The sequence below is a fragment of the Vibrio sp. R12-SG2-ISO1 genome (genome assembly GCF_059834045.1).
Genome location: NZ_JCBDGO010000001.1, coordinates 335,476 through 352,889 on the forward strand (window position 1 = coordinate 335,476; position 17,414 = coordinate 352,889).

General features: G+C 50.5%; 17 protein-coding genes. All 17 read right to left on the reverse strand.

Annotated features, from left to right (window positions below; all coding sequences use genetic code 11):
* Positions 1–9 precede the first annotated feature (9 nt).
* On the reverse strand, positions 10–549 hold the full coding sequence (gene pal / locus AC6R10_RS01475) for a peptidoglycan-associated lipoprotein Pal (RefSeq protein WP_334550954.1): 540 nt from the start codon (positions 547–549) through the stop codon (positions 10–12).
* A gap of 32 nt (positions 550–581) precedes the next feature.
* A complete protein-coding gene (gene tolB, locus AC6R10_RS01480; RefSeq protein WP_334550956.1) occupies positions 582–1,934 on the reverse strand; it encodes a Tol-Pal system beta propeller repeat protein TolB in 1,353 nt (450 codons plus the stop codon).
* A gap of 27 nt (positions 1,935–1,961) precedes the next feature.
* Positions 1,962–3,050, reverse strand: coding sequence for a cell envelope integrity protein TolA (gene tolA, locus AC6R10_RS01485; protein WP_487902660.1), 1,089 nt, complete (start codon positions 3,048–3,050; stop codon positions 1,962–1,964).
* Positions 3,051–3,063: 13 nt separating this feature from the next.
* The gene (locus tag AC6R10_RS01490) at positions 3,064–3,507 is read right to left on the reverse strand and encodes an ExbD/TolR family protein (protein WP_487902661.1); all 444 of its coding nucleotides are present in this window, start codon (positions 3,505–3,507) and stop codon (positions 3,064–3,066) included.
* Positions 3,508–3,512: 5 nt separating this feature from the next.
* Positions 3,513–4,211 carry a protein TolQ gene (gene tolQ / locus AC6R10_RS01495; RefSeq protein WP_500671275.1) on the reverse strand — a complete coding sequence of 233 codons (699 nt, stop codon included), beginning with the start codon at positions 4,209–4,211 and terminating at the stop codon, positions 3,513–3,515.
* Entirely contained in the window at positions 4,201–4,605 is a 405-nt protein-coding gene (ybgC, locus tag AC6R10_RS01500; RefSeq protein ID WP_334550962.1) for a tol-pal system-associated acyl-CoA thioesterase, read from the reverse strand. Before ybgC ends, tolQ begins: the two co-directional genes overlap by 11 nt.
* Positions 4,606–4,818: 213 nt before the next feature.
* Complete coding sequence (gene ybgE, locus AC6R10_RS01505) at positions 4,819–5,121, reverse strand: cyd operon protein YbgE (RefSeq protein ID WP_487902662.1); 303 nt, start codon at positions 5,119–5,121, stop codon at positions 4,819–4,821.
* The gene (gene cydX, locus AC6R10_RS01510; protein WP_000270284.1) at positions 5,114–5,221 is read right to left on the reverse strand and encodes a cytochrome bd-I oxidase subunit CydX; all 108 of its coding nucleotides are present in this window, start codon (positions 5,219–5,221) and stop codon (positions 5,114–5,116) included. The genes ybgE and cydX overlap by 8 nt, the downstream gene beginning before the upstream one ends.
* Positions 5,222–5,233: 12 nt before the next feature.
* Positions 5,234–6,370 carry a cytochrome d ubiquinol oxidase subunit II gene (cydB, locus tag AC6R10_RS01515; protein ID WP_500671276.1) on the reverse strand — a complete coding sequence of 379 codons (1,137 nt, stop codon included), beginning with the start codon at positions 6,368–6,370 and terminating at the stop codon, positions 5,234–5,236.
* A gap of 17 nt (positions 6,371–6,387) precedes the next feature.
* Positions 6,388–7,980, reverse strand: coding sequence for a cytochrome ubiquinol oxidase subunit I (gene cydA, locus AC6R10_RS01520; RefSeq protein WP_334550968.1), 1,593 nt, complete (start codon positions 7,978–7,980; stop codon positions 6,388–6,390).
* 494 nt (positions 7,981–8,474) lie between these two features.
* On the reverse strand, positions 8,475–9,482 hold the full coding sequence (gene ruvB, locus AC6R10_RS01525; protein ID WP_500671277.1) for a Holliday junction branch migration DNA helicase RuvB: 1,008 nt from the start codon (positions 9,480–9,482) through the stop codon (positions 8,475–8,477).
* A 21-nt stretch (positions 9,483–9,503) separates the two neighbouring features.
* Positions 9,504–10,121, reverse strand: a complete 618-nt coding sequence (gene ruvA / locus AC6R10_RS01530; protein ID WP_500671278.1) for a Holliday junction branch migration protein RuvA — start codon at positions 10,119–10,121, stop codon at positions 9,504–9,506.
* Positions 10,122–10,192: 71 nt separating this feature from the next.
* A complete protein-coding gene (gene ruvC, locus AC6R10_RS01535) occupies positions 10,193–10,714 on the reverse strand; it encodes a crossover junction endodeoxyribonuclease RuvC (protein WP_487902666.1) in 522 nt (173 codons plus the stop codon).
* Between the two features lie 66 nt (positions 10,715–10,780).
* A complete protein-coding gene (locus tag AC6R10_RS01540) occupies positions 10,781–12,523 on the reverse strand; it encodes a glycoside hydrolase family 36 protein (protein WP_500671441.1) in 1,743 nt (580 codons plus the stop codon).
* Positions 12,524–12,708: 185 nt separating this feature from the next.
* Positions 12,709–13,518 carry a hypothetical protein gene (locus AC6R10_RS01545; protein ID WP_500671279.1) on the reverse strand — a complete coding sequence of 270 codons (810 nt, stop codon included), beginning with the start codon at positions 13,516–13,518 and terminating at the stop codon, positions 12,709–12,711.
* 185 nt (positions 13,519–13,703) lie between these two features.
* Positions 13,704–16,166 (reverse strand): trimethylamine-N-oxide reductase TorA, encoded by a 2,463-nt coding sequence (gene torA / locus AC6R10_RS01550; protein ID WP_500671280.1) that lies wholly within the window; start codon positions 16,164–16,166, stop codon positions 13,704–13,706.
* A gap of 24 nt (positions 16,167–16,190) precedes the next feature.
* Positions 16,191–17,372, reverse strand: coding sequence for a pentaheme c-type cytochrome TorC (gene torC / locus AC6R10_RS01555; RefSeq protein ID WP_500671442.1), 1,182 nt, complete (start codon positions 17,370–17,372; stop codon positions 16,191–16,193).
* Positions 17,373–17,414 lie beyond the last annotated feature (42 nt).

Sequence of the window (17,414 nt, forward strand, 5' to 3'; positions counted from 1 at the left end):
ATCCTCGAATTAGTACACTAGAACAGCGCGGCGGTTCTTAGCGTAAACATCTTCTGACTGACCAAGAAGAAGAGGTTTCTCTTCACCGTAGCTTACGATAGCGATTTGATCAGCTTGAACACCAAGTGCTTGTAGGTATTTCGCTACGGCTTCCGCACGACGCTCACCTAGGGCAATGTTGTACTCAGGCGTACCGCGCTCATCCGCGTGGCCTTCGATAGTCACTTTAAGCGCAGGATCTTTGCTTAGGTATGCCGCGTGTGCTGCTAGCATCTCTTCGTAATCTGCTGCGATAGTTGCATTGTCGAAAGCAAAGTAGATAGTTTGCGTTTCACGTAGCGCTTGCTCTTTTAGTTCTTGCTCAGACAGTTGAGCGTTTTGATCGATAGGAGAGACCATAGTGGTATCTGTACCGTTCGCTGAACCTTGAACTGATTGGTTAGTTTCAGAACCAGAAGCGTTAGCTGCGTCGTCGCTTGAGCTACATGCTGTAACTGCAAGGACAGGAAGCGCAATTAGAAGCCCCTTAAACACTTTATTAAGTTGCATTGTTGATTTTCCTTATTTTAGGTATTTACTTGCTACAAAAATGGTGACCATGCAGGTGCACGAACACGTCCGTTTGTCGCTGGTAATCTCGCTTTAAAACGCCCATCGATGGAGACCATGGACAGCACATTGGCTTTGTTATAGATCGAACTATAAATCACCATGCCACCGTTTGGCGCTATGCTCGGAGATTCATCGAGCAGTGTTTTCGTTAGGATTTGTACCGCCCCTGTTTCTAGGTCTTGTTTTGCAAGGTTAAAACCTGTGTTGCTTTGGTTAACCATCACAAGAAAACGACCATCAGGCGTGATTTGTCCACCTAAATTTTGACTTCCTTGCCAAGTGATTCGGCTGGATGACCCGTTTGCCAAATCTACTTGATAAATCTGAGGTTTTCCACCCCGATCCGAGGTAAAGATCAGAGATTTACCATCTGGGTGCCAAAACGGCTCCGTATTATTCGAGCGACCCGTCGTCACCTGAGTTAACTTGCGACTGTTTAGGTCCAGAGTATACACATGCAAGTTACCGGTTTTTGACAGCACCAACGCCAGCTTACTGCCGTCTGGTGAGAATCGTGGCGCCCCATTGTGACGCGGATAAGAGGTCACTTTTTCACGCTTGCCAGTGTAAATGTTCATGATGTAGATTTCCGCTTGGCCGTTTTGGAAGCTCACATAGGCAAGCTGCTGACCGTCCGGTGACCAAGCTGGTGACATCAATGGTTGTTTGGAGCGCAGCACTAAACGCTCGTTGTAGCCATCATAATCGGCGACGCGAAGCTGATAAGGGAACGCCTCTTTGTCATTGACAACCACATAGGCAATACGGGTCAGAAAGGCGCCGCGTTCACCGGTTAACTCTTGGTAGACAAGGTCGGCAATGCGGTGCGCGTACTCACGCATGCGATCGCCCGGTACGGTGGCACGCTTGTTAAACAGCACGTGATCTTTTGATAGCACCAGTTGACCATCGTCGCTTAGCGCTTTGCTCTGCCCTTGCGTCAACTGACCACGTACCACATCCACTAGCTGGTAGTTGATCACGTAATTGCCTTCCGCATTTTGGCTAATGCTACCGGTGACCAGAGCATCCACACCGATGCTCGTCCAAGCATCAAAGTTGACGTCAGATTCGTTGTACGGCGTTTGTGGCATTTTACTGGTGGCAACTGGGCTAAACTTACCGCTGCGCTGCAAGTCAGATGCAATCACGTTAGACACATCTTCAGGTAACTTGCCTGCCCCTTCCCATTGGAAAGGCACAATCGCGATGGGACGCGCAGAATCAATACCGTCGGTAATAACAAGTTCCAAGGCCGCGTTGGCTACTTGAAACAGGCTCATAGTGGTGAGCACCCATCCTAATACTAATCGCTTTAACACAAGCATTTCCTTTTACTCAATCCTGAATTACTCAGGAATTACTCGTAAGTTGATGTCTTTTAACTTGTTCACTATGTCTTGGTCGGTTGGCAGCGGAAAGGTGCCGACTTTGGCAACCGCACTCTTGGTCGCGGCGCACAAACGGCTATCACCCTCTCGAACGCTCAAATTACCAACAATCGCGCCCGATCCCGTGGGTATCAAGCGCAGGTTAACCAAACAAGACTTTCCCCGAAAACTGTCCTCAAGCAATAAATTCTGCTGGATCAGCTGGGTGTAAATCGCTCCGTAGCGGTCCGCTTCACTGGCTACATGGCGTGAACGCGCACTGCTGTTACTCTGTGACTCTGACTCTAGGCCAGCGAAGATATCGTTAAGCGCCGCCTCTTGCTCTTTGCGCTCACGTTCCAGTCGCTGCAAACGCTCCTGCTCTTGACGCGCTTTTTCTGCGGCTTCTTTGGCTGCACGCTCTTTTTCAATCCGCTCTTGCTCAGCCTTCTTCGCTGCTTCTTGTTTCGCTATGCGTTCTTGTTCCGCTTTTTCCGCCGCTTCACGCTCACGACGCGCCTTTTCTTGCGCCTCTTGCGCGGCTTTCTCACGAGCGACACGCTCTTGTTCTGCTTTAGCAATCGCCGCCTCTTTGGCTAGGCGTTCTTGCTCTGCTTTCTTCACCGCTTCTTCTTTCGCTTTGCGCTCTGCCTCAAGTTTGGCTACACGCTGCTCTTCCGCTTCGCGCTGCTTTTCTTTCTCAACACGGCGTTTTTCTGCTTCGCGCGCCGCTTTGGCTTCTTGCGCTTGCTGCTCTTTTAGCTTGCGAATGCGCTCTTCTTCCGCTTTACGGTTCTGCTCGAGCTTCTCGCTTTCTCGGCGCAGCTTATCGAGACGCTCTTGCTCTTTTTTCGCGGCCTCTTCACGCTGGCTGCGAATTTGCTGTGCTTGCGCGCGCACCGCACTGGGGTCTATGACCACCGCTTGCACGAGCTGGCCCGTTGGTTTTGGCGTCGACATGGTGAAATCCGTTCCCCAAATCAGTGCCACCACCAAAGCCGCATGAAGCCCAACTGAAATCAGTATGGGCTTTTTGTATTCACGAAATAGAGACTTCTTTTCTTTCATAGATTAGGAGCACTTACTCTTTGATGTCTGTCAGGAGGCCGACTTTAGGAATGCCTGCACGGCTGAGCTCATCCAGCACCAAGACAACTTCGGCATAAGGGGTGGCCGCGTCGCCGCCCACCGCTACCGGTGAGTCTGGCTTAAGCGAGAGCTCCGCTTTAACTCGCACGATAATGTCTTGCAGTGATAAGCCGCGCACCACGTCTTCGTCGTTGACACTTAGCCCCAAGTTTCCATCTCGGTCGATTTCGACAATGATGAAGCTCGCGTCGCTGTCTCCCGCCATTTCTGAGGCAGGTTTGGCGGTGGAGGTCTTAGGTAGCTCAACATCGACCCCTTGCGTAACAAACGGTGAAGTCACCATAAAGATGATCAGCAGTACCAACATCACGTCAATATAAGGCACGACGTTGATCTCTGCGGTCATCTTACGCTTTTTCGGTTGATAGCCTGCCATCGCGCTTATTCCTTGGACGCTTTGTCTCTTCCGGCCATCGCTTGACGATGCAAGATACTGTGGAATTCTTCAGAGAAGGTGGCGTAGTTGTGCTCAAGCTTGCCCACTTTATTGCTCAGGCGGTTGTAAGCCATTACCGCAGGAATAGCAGCAAACAGACCCATCGCAGTCGCCACCAATGCTTCGGCGATACCTGGCGCCACCATGGCTAACGTCGCTTGCTTCACTTCACCCAGCGCAATGAAGGCGTGCATGATGCCCCAAACCGTGCCAAATAAACCAATATAAGGGCTGATGGAGCCAACGGTCGCCAGAAACGGCAGATGTGTTTCTAGCTCATCGACTTCGCGAGCGACGGCGACGCGCATCGAGCGCCCCGTGCCTTCCATAATGTAGTCTGGCGAATCAGCGTTGGATTTGCGTAGACGAGCAAACTCGGTGAAGCCCGAGTAGAAAATCTCTTCCGTACCGGCCAGTTCATCTTTGCGCTTATTGGCCGCTTGATAAAGCACAGAAAGATCGGTGCCCGACCAGAACTTATCTTCAAACGTCTCCGCTTCTTTCGCGGCTTTTGAGAGCACTTTACTGCGCTTGATGATCATCGCCCAAGAGGTAATCGACATGCCCAAAAGAATCAGCATGACCATTTTGACCAGCAAGCTTGCTTGCAGGAACAGATCCAGCATGGAAATATCAGCGGTCACCGTGTGTAAACTCCGTAATTATTGACTGAGGTATCGCCGTTGGCCTCATTTTCTCATTATCAATACATGCTACCTTAACCATTGTTTTACACAATGACCTTCCTTCAGGATTAACGATTTCCTGACAGAATGTGAGCGATGCTTTTTTGATTTCTTCGACGCGCGTCAGCACCTTGAGATGGTCGTCGAGACGCGCGCCGTGTAAAAAGTCGATATCCATGTGTCGGACTACAAAACCCAACTTTTGTTCAAGTAAACGCTGTTGCGATACACCGATAGTGCGAAGTAACTCAGTTCGCGCACGTTCAAAGTACTTTAAGTAGTTGGAGTGATATACCACGCCACCGGCATCGGTATCTTCGTAGTAGACCGTCACTGGCCATTCAAATGTCATCTCGGCTCCTTGTGCCTATCGGTCCCACCGGAGAAAGGGCGCAAGCCCATCACAAACGGTTTGTTACTATAACGCAACTCATTGGGGTTTACGCAAGGGCTTATCGGCGCTTTTCAAAGATTGAAACAAAAAAATAGCACTACCTTTCAATCAGTAGTGCTATTTCGCTCATGGAATGAGCAGACGGGTTGGCCGGCGATGAGGGGATCGCGTTTAGAGCAATCTCACTGCGGTGAGGTAGCCCAAAATGCTCAAACAGAAATAGGGGCTAAACAGACACTGCCAAACCCATTTCTGCGGCTTAAAGCCAATGCCATACACCATGCTTGAGCAAATGGCCCAAATCATCAGCGGTGAGATCACGGCATTAAAACCACCAATGGATGCAGCGTAGCGTTCTGGATCCCACATCACCATAGCGACATGGTAAAAACCCAACACCAAAGATAAGACCCGAAATAGGGTCTTATCCATTGGCGCATGCCACTTAGTGACACGCGCAGTGAGATTACTCACTGTCTTTGTCCATCATTTCTGAGTGCTCTAACCAAAGCGCGTTAATGATGCCGAACGCACACGCTAAGAGTACACCTAGAATCCATGCGAAATACCACATAATTGTTGCTCCTTAGTAGAGTGAGTTTTTGTTGTCTTCGATGTATTTGTTATCGAGACGGCCAAACATTTTGTAGTAGGTCCACGATGTGTAACCCAAAATCACAGGTACCATCACGGCCGCAACCGCGGTCATTAGGTTCAGTGTGAGCTCAGATGACGTCGCATCCCACATGGTTAGGCTGTGGCTTGGCATCAAATCCGATGGCATCACGAATGGGAACATCGCAAAACCCGCGGTCAAGATGACGCCCGCATTACCAAGGCTCGATGCCAAGAAGGCAAAGCCGCCTTTTTCAAATCGAGACGCCACCACCGCCAACAGAGGCATCGCCACACCCAGTGCAGGTGCTAGCCACATCAGTGGGTAGGTTTCAAAGTTACTCATCCATGCGCCGGCTTCACGCACCACTTCTTTATTGAGTGGGTTTGACGCCGCATTGCCATCAATCACGCTAGTGATCACATAACCATCAATGCTTTGTACCCAAAAACCCGCGCCCACAAAGGCAGCCGCTGTCAGTAGACCCATCAGTTGAGCCACGCCACGAGCACGAACGTGCACGTCATCGGTGGTTTTCATCTGTAGCCAGGTTGCACCTTGCATGATGATCATGAACAAGCTCACTAGGCCACACAGCAGAGCAAATGGGTTCAACAAGCCAAAGAAGGAACCGTGATAGGTCGGCATCAAGAACTCATTGAGTTGGAACGGCACCCCTTGCAGCAAGTTACCAAACGCCACACCAAAGATAATCGGTGGGACAAAACCGCTGATCGAGATACAGATATCCCAAGTGTTACGCCATTTAGGATCTTCAATCTTAGAGCGGTAATCGAGACCAATCGGACGCAACCAGAGTGCTGCCAACGTCACGATCATCGCCAGATAGAAACCGGAGAACGAGGTCGCGTACACCAGTGGCCAAGCGGCAAACAGCGCGCCACCCGCGGTGATCAACCACACTTGGTTACCGTCCCAGTGCGGGGCGATCGAGTTGATCATGACACGGCGCTCGTTATCATTTTTGCCGATAACAGGGACCAGCGCACCGACCCCCATATCGAAACCGTCAGTAATGGCGAAGCCTATTAGTAGAACACCAATCAGTACCCACCAAATCAATCGCAAGATTTCGTATTCAAACATCTGTGTTTCTCCTTGCCTTAAGCTTCTACTTGGCGACTAACTTTGTCTTCAACAGAGTTAGCATCTTGCTCGAAGTGGTAGCGACCTGTTTTCAGGCTGCTCGGTCCCTTGCGTGCAAATTTCACCATCAGGTAGACCTCTGCAATCAAGAACACGGTGTAAAGCGCCAAAATGGCAAACAGCGACGTCCAGATTTCACCAGCAGTCAACGCGGATGCAGCAACGTGAACCGGTAGGATTTCACCCACAGCCCAAGGCTGACGACCAAACTCAGCGACAAACCAACCCGCTTCAACCGCAATCCAAGGCAGTGGGATGCTAAATAACGCCGCTTTGTGGATCCACGCTTTCTGTTCGATTTTCTGACGACAGGTCTGGATAAACGCCGCGCCAAAGACAAACAGCATGATGAAACCACACGCCACCATAATACGGAACGACCAGAATAGAGGCCAAACAGTAGGAATGGAGTCATCCGCCGCCGCTTGAATTTGCTCTTCTGACGCATCGACAACGTTGTCGGTGTAACGCTTGAGCAGCAAGCCGTAGCCAAGGTCGCCTTTCACTTCATCAAACGCCGCGACGTTTTCAGCAGATTTGTCACCAGCGCGCAGCTTCTCTAACAGCTCATAAGCAAGCATACCCGTGCGGATACGGTCCACGTGCTGATCACGCAAATCACGAAGACCCGTCACTTCCTCATCAAACGAACGTGTCGCGATGATGCCCATGACGTACGGGATCTTAATCGCGTAATCGGTGTGCATGGTCTCTTGGTTCGGGACACCAAACAAAGTAAAGGCCGCAGGGGCTGGCTCTGTGTGCCACTCAGCTTCAACTGCCGCAAGTTTCACCTTCTGCACTTCACCCAATTCGTAGCCTGACTCATCACCAAGGACGATAGTCGACAAAATCGCCGCCATACCGAAAGAAGCCGCAATCGCAAATGAACGACGCGCAAACGCAATGTCACGACCTTTCAATAGGTAGTAAGAGCTGATGCCTAGCACGAACATAGCGCCCGTCGTGTAACCTGAAGCGACCGTGTGAACGAATTTAACTTGTGCCACTGGGTTGAGCACCACTTCGGCAAAGCTCACCATTTCCATACGCATGGTTTCGAAGTTGAACTCTGCGCCGACTGGGTTTTGCATCCAACCGTTGGCCACCAAGATCCACAACGCCGAGAAGTTGGAACCAAGCGCAACGAGCCAAGTGACGGCTAAGTGTTGACGCTTAGAGAGCCTGTCCCAGCCAAAGAAGAATAAGCCGACAAAGGTGGATTCGAGGAAAAAGGCAACCAGTGCTTCGATGGCCAAAGGCGCACCAAAGATGTCACCTACGTAGTGAGAATAGTAAGACCAGTTGGTTCCGAATTGGAATTCCATGGTCAAGCCCGTTGCTACACCTAGGGCGAAGTTAATACCAAACAGCTTACCCCAGAACTTGGTCATGTCCTTGTAGATTTGCTTATCGGTCATCACGTACAGAGACTCCATGATGGCGAGTAAGAACGCCATTCCGAGAGTCAACGGTACGAAGAGGAAGTGATACATCGCGGTTAATGCAAACTGCAACCGCGACAGATCCACTACGTCAATATCGAACATTGATTACTCCTTTTGTGCCGGCTGAAGACACTTTACTTCCATTGATGCAGCATGATTATTCGTTACCCAATCTTAAAAGTTGTTATCAGATAACGACTTACTGTTGCAAAAATGTACCGTAACAGTTAGTTAATTGTTAAGCATCAGCTAATATAGCTGGAACTAATATTACTGCTAAAAATTCTACGTTTCAAAAGGTTTATAGAAACTGTCCGCTTTGATTTGTATCAACTTTAGTGTCGCATTTTTGATTAATTTTCCATCAAATTGATCTGCATCAAAAGAAAATCAGCGCGGATGTTAATGGGGCGTAATTAGACGGGTCGAATTCATTTTTATGCAGAACAAGCGATTAACAAAACACCTTATTTCATTAACCACAAAGGGGTAGCAAAGAATTTACATTTGTGACATTGATCACTAAAAATAGAAAACCAGCTCATCGGAGCTGGTTATGCAAACTTAGTTTTCATTCACAATTGGGCATTGACTCGCTAAGACTTGTCGATACCAAAATGGAGATAAGCTCGATCAGTCGCAATACGACCTCTTGGTGTGCGTTGCAGATACCCCTGTTGAATGAGGTAAGGTTCAAGAACGTCTTCGATGGTGTCTTTCTCTTCACCTATCGCTGCCGCCATGTTGTCGAGGCCAACCGGTCCGCCACCAAATTTCTCCATAATGGCGAGCAGTAATTTCCTATCCATGTAATCGAAGCCTTTGGCATCAACATCAAGCATATTGAGCGCTTTGTCTGCGGTGTCAGCGCAAATATGGCCATTGCCTTTTACTTCAGCGTAGTCACGTACGCGGCGCAGCAGTCGGTTGGCGATACGAGGCGTACCTCGCGCACGGCGCGCGACTTCAAGCGCCCCTTCCGCATCCATCGACAGACCAAGGCAATAGGCACTTCGCTGAACAATGTGCTGCAAATCGGCGATTTTGTAATACTCCAAACGCTGAGTAATACCAAAACGATCGCGCAGTGGCGACGTCAACGACCCGGCTCTCGTGGTAGCGCCAATCAGGGTAAACGGAGGCAAATCAATTTTAATTGACCGCGCCGCCGGGCCTTCACCAATCATAATATCAAGCTGATAGTCTTCCATTGCAGGATAGAGCACCTCTTCAACCATTGGGCTCAAGCGGTGTATCTCATCAATAAACAACACATCATTTTCTTCGAGATTGGTTAACAAGGCGGCCAAATCGCCCGCTTTTTCAAGTACCGGCCCCGAGGTGGTACGAATGTTAACGCCCATCTCGTTAGCCACAATGTTCGCCAGCGTGGTTTTACCCAGACCCGGTGGACCAAAGATCAACAAGTGATCGAGGGCTTCGCTGCGCAAATTGGCGGCTTTGATGAAAATTTCCATTTGATCACGGACATGATCCTGGCCTTGGTAATCTTCGAGCTTTTTCGGGCGTATTGCACGGTCAATGACATCTTCTTCTTTGTAGACAGCATTGTCTGGGGCAATCAGGCGATCCGCTTCAATCATGACTGTTTACCTTTCAATGGGCTAGACCATAGATTTGAGCGCTTCACGAATCAATTCTTCGCTGCTCATCTCTGCCGTTTTCACCTGCGATACCACTTTAGACGCCTGGGTTGGCTTATAGCCAAGCGCAAGCAGCGCACTGATCGCCTCTTCTTCCGCGTTCGATTGGCTTGATGGTGTCGCCGAATCCATCGGCGCGGCATCGGTATGTGGCGTGAACAAGTCGCCCGCTCCCCAGCCTTTGAGGCGATCCTTCATCTCAACCACCAATCGTTCTGCGGTTTTTTTGCCTACTCCAGGCAGCTTGACCAGGGTAGAGACATCTTCTCGCTCGACACAGGCGACAAACTGACTCGCCGTCATACCCGATAAAATACCAAGCCCCAGTTTTGGCCCTACGCCATTGGCTTTGATCACTTCACGAAACAGCGCTCTCTCTTTAACCGTATTAAAGCCGTACAACAACTGCGCATCTTCACGAACCACAAAGTGTGTGTAGATGATCGCTTCTTCACCAATGTTGGGCAATTCATAGAAGCAGCTCATGGGCATTTGAACTTCGTAGCCTATCCCGCTGACTTCAATCAGCAGCTCTGGGGGTTGTTTTTCAATTAAAATGCCGCGCAATCGTCCAATCACTGGTTCGTCCTATTCGCTGTATAAAAGTGGTTTGATGATAATAAAGAACTGGATATATAGCCAGTAAAAAACTAGCGGTAGCGTCCTCGTCGTGCGCTGGTCGCTTTTCCCGCGAGCGCCACCAAGGTTTTGTTGGTGTTGGCATGACAAATCGCCACACCCAGCGCATCGGCGGCGTCCGCCTGTGGTTTGGCTGGCAGTTTGAGCATCGACTGAACCATGTGCTGCACTTGCTCTTTATCCGCGCCGCCATTACCCACCACAGCTTGTTTAATAAGACGCGCAGCGTATTCGTACACCGGCAACTCAGCATTTACCGCCGCCACAATAGCGCTGCCCCGGGCTTGACCTAATTTAAGTGCGGAGTCGGCATTGCGCGCCATAAAGACCTGTTCAATAGCGAACACGTCGGGCTGAAATTGGGTGATGATCTCCGAAACGCCCGCGTAAATTTGCTTGAGCCTGCCGGGTAATTCCGATTCTGACGTGCGTATACAACCGCTGCCGAGGTAGTGAAGATGTCGACCTGTTTGGCGAATCACGCCATATCCGGTAATTCTTGAGCCCGGATCGATTCCTAAAATTATCGACATTGAGATCCTAGATTGGCAAAAAACGTCATTCTACCCAATCGATGGGGGAATATGTAGCGTAAAGCATCAAGACGGCGCGGTAATGATCGCGCGGCTCGATAAGCCCGCCTCAAGCGTCACTTCAATCACTTGCTTAGGCTCAGCGGTCAGCTTCTCGCCACTCCAATAATCAAACCAATACACTGGGTAATCGGAGGTCAGCGTGACTTCTCGGCCGGTTTGGTGGTAGTTAAATAAGCAGTGTAAGTCGTTACGCTCAGTCAGTTTCAAAAACCCGTGATGCAGGTTAAACGCGGTAAACTTGGCGGCGTCTTGATTGTGGTTGTGTCGCATCACCAGTTTCGCCAAGGTCTTTTTCGCGAATGTGGTGAGATCCGGTAACGGGTCACCAGAGAGCAGTAATCCGCCACTGGCCAATAACACATCACGATGGAATTCATACGCTTGACGTTCCGCTGCCTGATTGGGCAACGAGACCAACGTCGCGCAATCGGGATCGATTTGCCACAGTTTGCGATGCTGCCAACTGCGGTAGAAGGTCTCTTTGGCGATTTGCTCAAATCGCCTTGGGTCTCGCTCGACATCATCGGATACGCGCATCGCATCTACCATGCCTAGCGACGGCCACATTGGGGCATTGCAGCCCAGTAGCCACGCATCGCCTGCCCCTTGAGCAATAGCCTCCATCCCCATTCGGTAGGCTTCCACCCCAGTAATGCCTGACTGCCAACGGCGACCTTTTAACGCTCCCCAATAGTTAGCATCAAGCTTAAACAGCTCTATCCCCCACTCTTCACGCATGGTCTTAAACACATGGGTGAGATGATCTTGCACATCCGAGTGAGTCGTATCGAGCAGATACCAAGGCGTACATCGCCAGCCCGCATAGGTGACGTCTTCTGCTTTCATGATCTGGCCATTGTCATGGGTGACAAACCAATCTGGATGCTGGCGAAAAATGGTTGAGTTGCCCTCGGCAATAAAAGGCGCGACCCAAATCGCGGGCTTTTTGCCGCTGCGCTTTATCTCCTCAATCAAGGACGCGAGCCCAGACGGAAACTGCGAAGAAGGCGAGAGCCAATCGCCCATAAACGCTTGATAGCCGTCATCAATTAACACGTACTCGAGCGGCTTAATGTTCTCTTTCATACAGCGCACATTGTCGCGAATCTGCTGCTCTTTGACTTGCGCATAATAGGCATACCAAGAGCACCAGCCCAGCGGCGCGACATCATCAACACCTGCACGCGGTGGATGATGTTTGGCAATGCAGTCACTGAAGATTTCATACAGTCCGGAAAGTGAAGAGCCTTTCAGCACAACAACCGATTCGAGTTCGCTATGGCTCCAATCACTAGGGTGGGTATTTTCACCATCAATGTAAGCCGTGAGGGTACGCGTACCCTTCTGCTCTCTCACCTCAAAATAGCCGGCGAAACGCCGACAAGAGGTAAAGCCAAACAAGGTGTAGCCCAGCGAGTCTTCGACCACCAGATAGTTGTAATAGCGTTTAGGTTCGTTGGAGCCATAGAGCCGATAGCTCGCGCTGTTGTCGGGGCAGCGACCGATATCCACCGGCTTGTCGATGGTGCCGGTGGTTTGAGCGAGCATTTGAAAGCCATCGCCAAGTACCGTTGCCTGACGCTCAAACTGAAAATCCGTTGAGAACAGTGCGTAGTGTGAGCCGAATGGATCATTACTTAAGCCTTGGAAGCGAAAGTGGACTTCGTTGCCCTCTACCACCGCATCAAGATCGCGACTCGGCACATACAGCACCTGCTCGTTATCTAATCGAATCACTTGGCCCATCTCGTTACCTCTCACCACAACGATTGACATTACAGCACTGCTCACCGTGCCTGTCTAACCAACAAATCTATTACAAATCACACTTTTATCACTATATGTGATGGTTTTTGTTTTCGCCAAATTCGACGCAACGAAAAATGCCGCTTCACAGGAAGCGGCATTGACCATACAAAACGTATTTAACGTTAGAACTGGTAGTTAAATTCGATGCGGTGATCGCCTTTCGCGTAGTTGACGTTCTCGTTCCAGTTGGCAAAGTAACGAACGTTGGCGCGTGGGTTGATTTGGTAAGAGACCGCCGCTTCGTGCGCGTACAGGGTATCTTCACCTGCACCAAAAGCATTGTCTTTGTAGAAACTTGAGCCAGACATGGTGCCTAGGTACATTGGGTTGTAGTTGATCCAGATGTTCTCAGTCACTTCGATTTTGCTGTACATACCCACAACATAGAAGGTGCCGTGAATGTCCCAGCGATCTTGCGCTTGGTTGTCTGTCGCAGCTTGGCGATTTTCACCAAATGCGACGCCCGCTCCTGCCAATGGGTAGAAGTTTACCGGGCCCATTTTAGGCAACGCTTGAATAAAACTGTAAGAGACGCTGCCTTGAGTACCCATTGCCTCACCGTTTGGCGTTGTGTTTTGGAATCCAAGATTCACGTCCACCTGCGAGCCACGACCGTTAGTCATATCCACGCTGAAGTGGCGGTAGCGTAAGCTATCGATGCTGTTGTCGTTGTCTGAACGTGTGCCGCCATTCCAGCCAAGGTCTTCACCAAGGAAGCCTTTCACCTCTGCGATGTGCATCGCCATCGTGGTTGGATTGCCGGTGTCGTACGCTTGACCGAGTTTCAGGTTCAGACCTTTGTCGGTATAACCCACACCCGCCTGGGTATAGACCGCCAACGGATCCGACATGTCCTGCACATCTTCATTGGCTACTGCATTAAAGTGCACCAACGCCAACGCGCTCAGTGCGAATAGAGGTTTGTTGCTCATCGCCATCTCCACAAAGTTGTTCAGCGATGTCCCTTTCACTGATTATTGGAATTAAACGTGGCGAATTATGCGGTTATCGTGCTCGAACTGATAGGAATAACCATTATTCCCAAAACAGGGAGTTATCAGGTCACCAAAATAGGAAAAGACCAGCGCGATGCTGGTCTTTGCTGGCTACATGGGTGCTACATGACCTCAATAGGCCCACCGAAGGCGGTCACTGGCGGTAATGTGCCGGTGTATTTTTCGAAGTCCACCAGACAAGTGTTGGCAGAGGTCGCTTGCGCTAACTCAGAGGAAGGGATGTCTTGAGTCAGCGTATTCGGATCGCCGTAGGTATCCAACGCGCCCACTTTTTCGTTGAGTGGCCCATACCATGCGCCCTCTTCGATACGTACCACGCCTGGGGCGTAGCTATCGGTCAACACGGCGCCAGCAAGTAGCTGACCTCGGCCGTTGAACACTCGAACCACATCGCCCTCTTTGATGCCTTTGCGTTTAGCATCGGTTGGGTTGATGTAGATAGGCTCACGCCCTTGCACCGCGTAGGTCGCACGAAACGCTTCAGATTCACACATCTGTGAGTGCAGACGCTTGTCCGGGTGGCACGATTGTAGCCAGTAGGGGTACTTTTCTGATCCCGGGCCGCCGTGCGAGCGCTCGGATTTTTCAAACCACATCGGGTGTTCTTGGCAGAACTCATAGCCCATATTACCGATAGTGCGGCTGGTGATTTCAATAAAGCCCGATGGCGTGCCCAGCGCGTTGATTTCCGGGTCTTCACGGAACGAAGCGTGACGAACCCAAGGTTGACCTTGACCAAAATCGAGGAAACCTTGCTGCCAGAACACGTCAAATTCAGGCATATCAAACTTGCCTTTGTTGGCGTCGCGGCAGTTATCATAGAGCGATTTTACCCACTCCATCTCGCTCATACCACGCGTGTAATCCTCAGAACGGCCCCAACGGCGCGTCAGTTCCGTCATGATGTCAAAGTCGGTTTTCGACTGGAACAGCGGATCAACCAACTTATGCATAGCGATTAAGCCACGGCCAGAGTACGCACCGTAACCATCAATATCGTTACGCTCAAACTGAGTACAGGCGGGCAAGACGATGTCAGCGTGACGGCAAGTGGCCGTCCATGCAAAATCAATCGCTACCACGGTTTGCAGCGTTTTGAACGCTTGACGCATTTTGTTGCGGTCTTGATGGTGATGCCAAGGGTTGTTGCCACTGAACACCATCATTTTGATGTCTGGCAAGGTAACCACCGCGCCATTGGCGTTGATCTTCTTACCCGGCTCGAGCAAGGCATCCACCCAACGCGCCACCGGAATCACGCGGCTATAGCCGTTGAAATCTTGGTTGGTATGCTTTGGCTCTTGACCTTGATCGATATTGAGCGGAAACGATCCCGGCGCAGCAAATCCCGTCGAGGATACACCGATACCTGAGTAATGGTGACCGTAAGAGATACCGCCACCAGGCAAACCAATCTGCCCCACCATTGCAGCAATCACGGCGCACATCCAATATGGCTGCTCACCGTGCTCCTGACGTTGGATACTCCAACCGACCAAAATCTGAGTGCGACCATTGACAAGCATGCGCGCAAATTGGCGAATCTCGTCGGCGGATGCGCCGCAAATCTCTGCCGCCCACTCGGGTGTTTTTTCGACCTTGTCTTTAGTCTTACCTTGCACGTAGTCAATAAACTCTTCAAAACCAAGGCAGTAGGTATCAATGAAGGCTTTGTCGTACAGATCTTCGTTGTACAGCACGTGCGCGATTGCAAGCATAAAAGGCACATCCGTTTGCGGGTGGATGTATTGCAACTCATTACCTAGATAACGCGCAGTTTTGTTACGTACAGGATCAACGGAGATGACATTGACGCGCTTCTGCGCGACTTTTTCTTTCAACTGCTCAAGATAGGCAAACGACTCGTGCGTTTCACATGTCCAGCCCACTTGTAGGTTTTTGACCGGATCGTTACCCCACAACACGATGTTGTCACTGTTTTCGAGGATCAGCTCCCATGATGTGCCTTGCGCGTACACCTCGGTGGAACCCAACACATAAGGCAAAATAGTTTGCCCCGCGCCGGTTGAATAGTCGCCGACCTTTTTCACGGAGTAACCATGCAAACCCATCGCACGCTGCATATGGTTGTTACAACTGTGCATCTGACCGGTTTGACGCCAGCCAGTTTGTCCAGTGTGCAAAGCCCAAGGGCCATACTCTTTTTGCACGCGTTCCAACTCACGATAGAAAAGATCCAGAGCCTCATCCCAAGTGACTCGAACAAAACGGTTGTTGCCGCGTGTATCGGTCGAGTACTTATGCTTTTTCAACCAATCCAAACGCACCATAGGGTAGCGTACACGAGAGGGGCTGTAGATGATCCCTTTGATGCCATTTAGCATATCGGTTGGGTACTTATCGACTTCAAGTGGCTTGATTTCTTGTACTTTTCCGCCCCAGATGCGGGCGCGAAATGCGCCCCAGTGTGAGCCAGATACCTTCCAGGTACCCTCCACTTCTCCGGCGTGCGCCGCAGCCGACGTCAATAAGCTCGGCCCAATCAAGGAGGCAGCACTGGTTCCCGCGACACCTTTTAGAAAACTTCTTCTTGTGATTGCCATTATTTGTTACTCCATTGCCGCGAATTAGTGGTGACCATCTGAGAAATCAGAAGAGTGTTTTTGCAGGTATTTGAGCACCAAGGCTTCGGTATCAGTGTCAAAGTTGACGAAGGCAATCATGCCATCGAGCATCCCCACCCAGCCATTGGCACTAAAGTGCGCCTCATCAGGCTGCGTATGACACGTCGAGCAGTTGGTTTGATACGCTTGGCCGGCAGCGCTCCAAATCGGCTCGAAATCCGAGACCATCGACTCTTTTTTCATCCACAAGTCCACGGCCACTTTTTCCCATGGCAACCCCGTGAGTTCGTCTTCTTTGCTTTCTCCTGTCACCACTTGGTCACCCTGAGAGACATCGCGCGTCAAAATGGCCGTTGAGATGTTCATACCAAAATCTTCTTGAATGACACGTCCAAATCCTTTCGCCTTGCGCCAGCCGTCGATCTCTACTTTGATCATGTTGCCCTTCGTTTCCACAATCGCCACTTGGCTTGCTGGGCTAAGTAGGCCCGCTTCGGTGGTCGCGCTTTCGTCGGTATAGAGAGGCAAGTGACGAATCGAAACCACAGAATTGCCCACATTGTATGAGGTGCCGTTGGCGACCTGTTCAAGATCCCCCACAATGCCGCTCGCCGCTTCCATATTATTCGGTAAGTGGTGCGCAATGCCTTTGTGGCAATCCACACAGCTTTGATCGCGCTCTGCTGCGGACTGCATTTGAATGCGCGCGGTGGGCGACATCAAATCAAAATCCATCGATTCGTAGTTGTGACAGTTTTTACACTCCAGTGAACCATTGGCCGAGAAACGGTCCCATTCGTGACGCGCTAACTCAAGACGGCGCGCTTCAAATTTCTCAGGCGTATCGAGATCGCCAAACACCTGCGCAAACACCTCTTTGGAGGCCTGCATTTTACGTGCAATTTTATCCGTCCAGTTGTGAGGTACGTGACAGTCCGGACAGGTTGCGCGAACCCCTGAATGGTTTTTCCAGTGCACGGTTTCTTGCAGCTCAACATAGACGTTGTCACGCATGGTGTGACAACTGATACAGAACTCTTCGGTGTTGGTCGCTTCTAGCGCTGTGTTGAATCCACCCCAGAAAATCACCCCAGCAATAAAGCCACCCATGGTGAGCACACCTAGGCTGATATGAACTGCAGGGCGAGTCATGGTTCGCCACAGCTTAACAATTAGTGCTTTCATCATTCTTTCTCTTTCATCTTATTCTTAACGTCAGTGACGGTT

Excerpts from the sequence above, each read along its gene's own strand:
- ruvB (WP_500671277.1), bottom strand. The coding sequence starts at position 9,482 with ATGATTGAAGCGGATCGCCTGATTGCCCCAGACAATGCTGTCTACAAA.
- tolA (WP_487902660.1), bottom strand. The coding sequence starts at position 3,050 with ATGAAAGAAAAGAAGTCTCTATTTCGTGAATACAAAAAGCCCATACTG.
- AC6R10_RS01540 (WP_500671441.1), bottom strand. The coding sequence starts at position 12,523 with ATGGGCCAAGTGATTCGATTAGATAACGAGCAGGTGCTGTATGTGCCG.
- cydX (WP_000270284.1), bottom strand. The coding sequence starts at position 5,221 with ATGTGGTATTTCGCATGGATTCTAGGTGTACTCTTAGCGTGTGCGTTC.
- pal (WP_334550954.1), bottom strand. The coding sequence starts at position 549 with ATGCAACTTAATAAAGTGTTTAAGGGGCTTCTAATTGCGCTTCCTGTC.
- cydA (WP_334550968.1), bottom strand. The coding sequence starts at position 7,980 with ATGTTCGATATTGACGTAGTGGATCTGTCGCGGTTGCAGTTTGCATTA.
- AC6R10_RS01545 (WP_500671279.1), bottom strand. The coding sequence starts at position 13,518 with ATGAGCAACAAACCTCTATTCGCACTGAGCGCGTTGGCGTTGGTGCAC.
- torC (WP_500671442.1), bottom strand. The coding sequence starts at position 17,372 with ATGAAAGCACTAATTGTTAAGCTGTGGCGAACCATGACTCGCCCTGCA.
- ybgC (WP_334550962.1), bottom strand. The coding sequence starts at position 4,605 with ATGACATTTGAATGGCCAGTGACGGTCTACTACGAAGATACCGATGCC.
- torA (WP_500671280.1), bottom strand. The coding sequence starts at position 16,166 with ATGGCAATCACAAGAAGAAGTTTTCTAAAAGGTGTCGCGGGAACCAGT.
- AC6R10_RS01490 (WP_487902661.1), bottom strand. The coding sequence starts at position 3,507 with ATGGCAGGCTATCAACCGAAAAAGCGTAAGATGACCGCAGAGATCAAC.
- cydB (WP_500671276.1), bottom strand. The coding sequence starts at position 6,370 with ATGTTTGAATACGAAATCTTGCGATTGATTTGGTGGGTACTGATTGGT.
- ruvC (WP_487902666.1), bottom strand. The coding sequence starts at position 10,714 with ATGTCGATAATTTTAGGAATCGATCCGGGCTCAAGAATTACCGGATAT.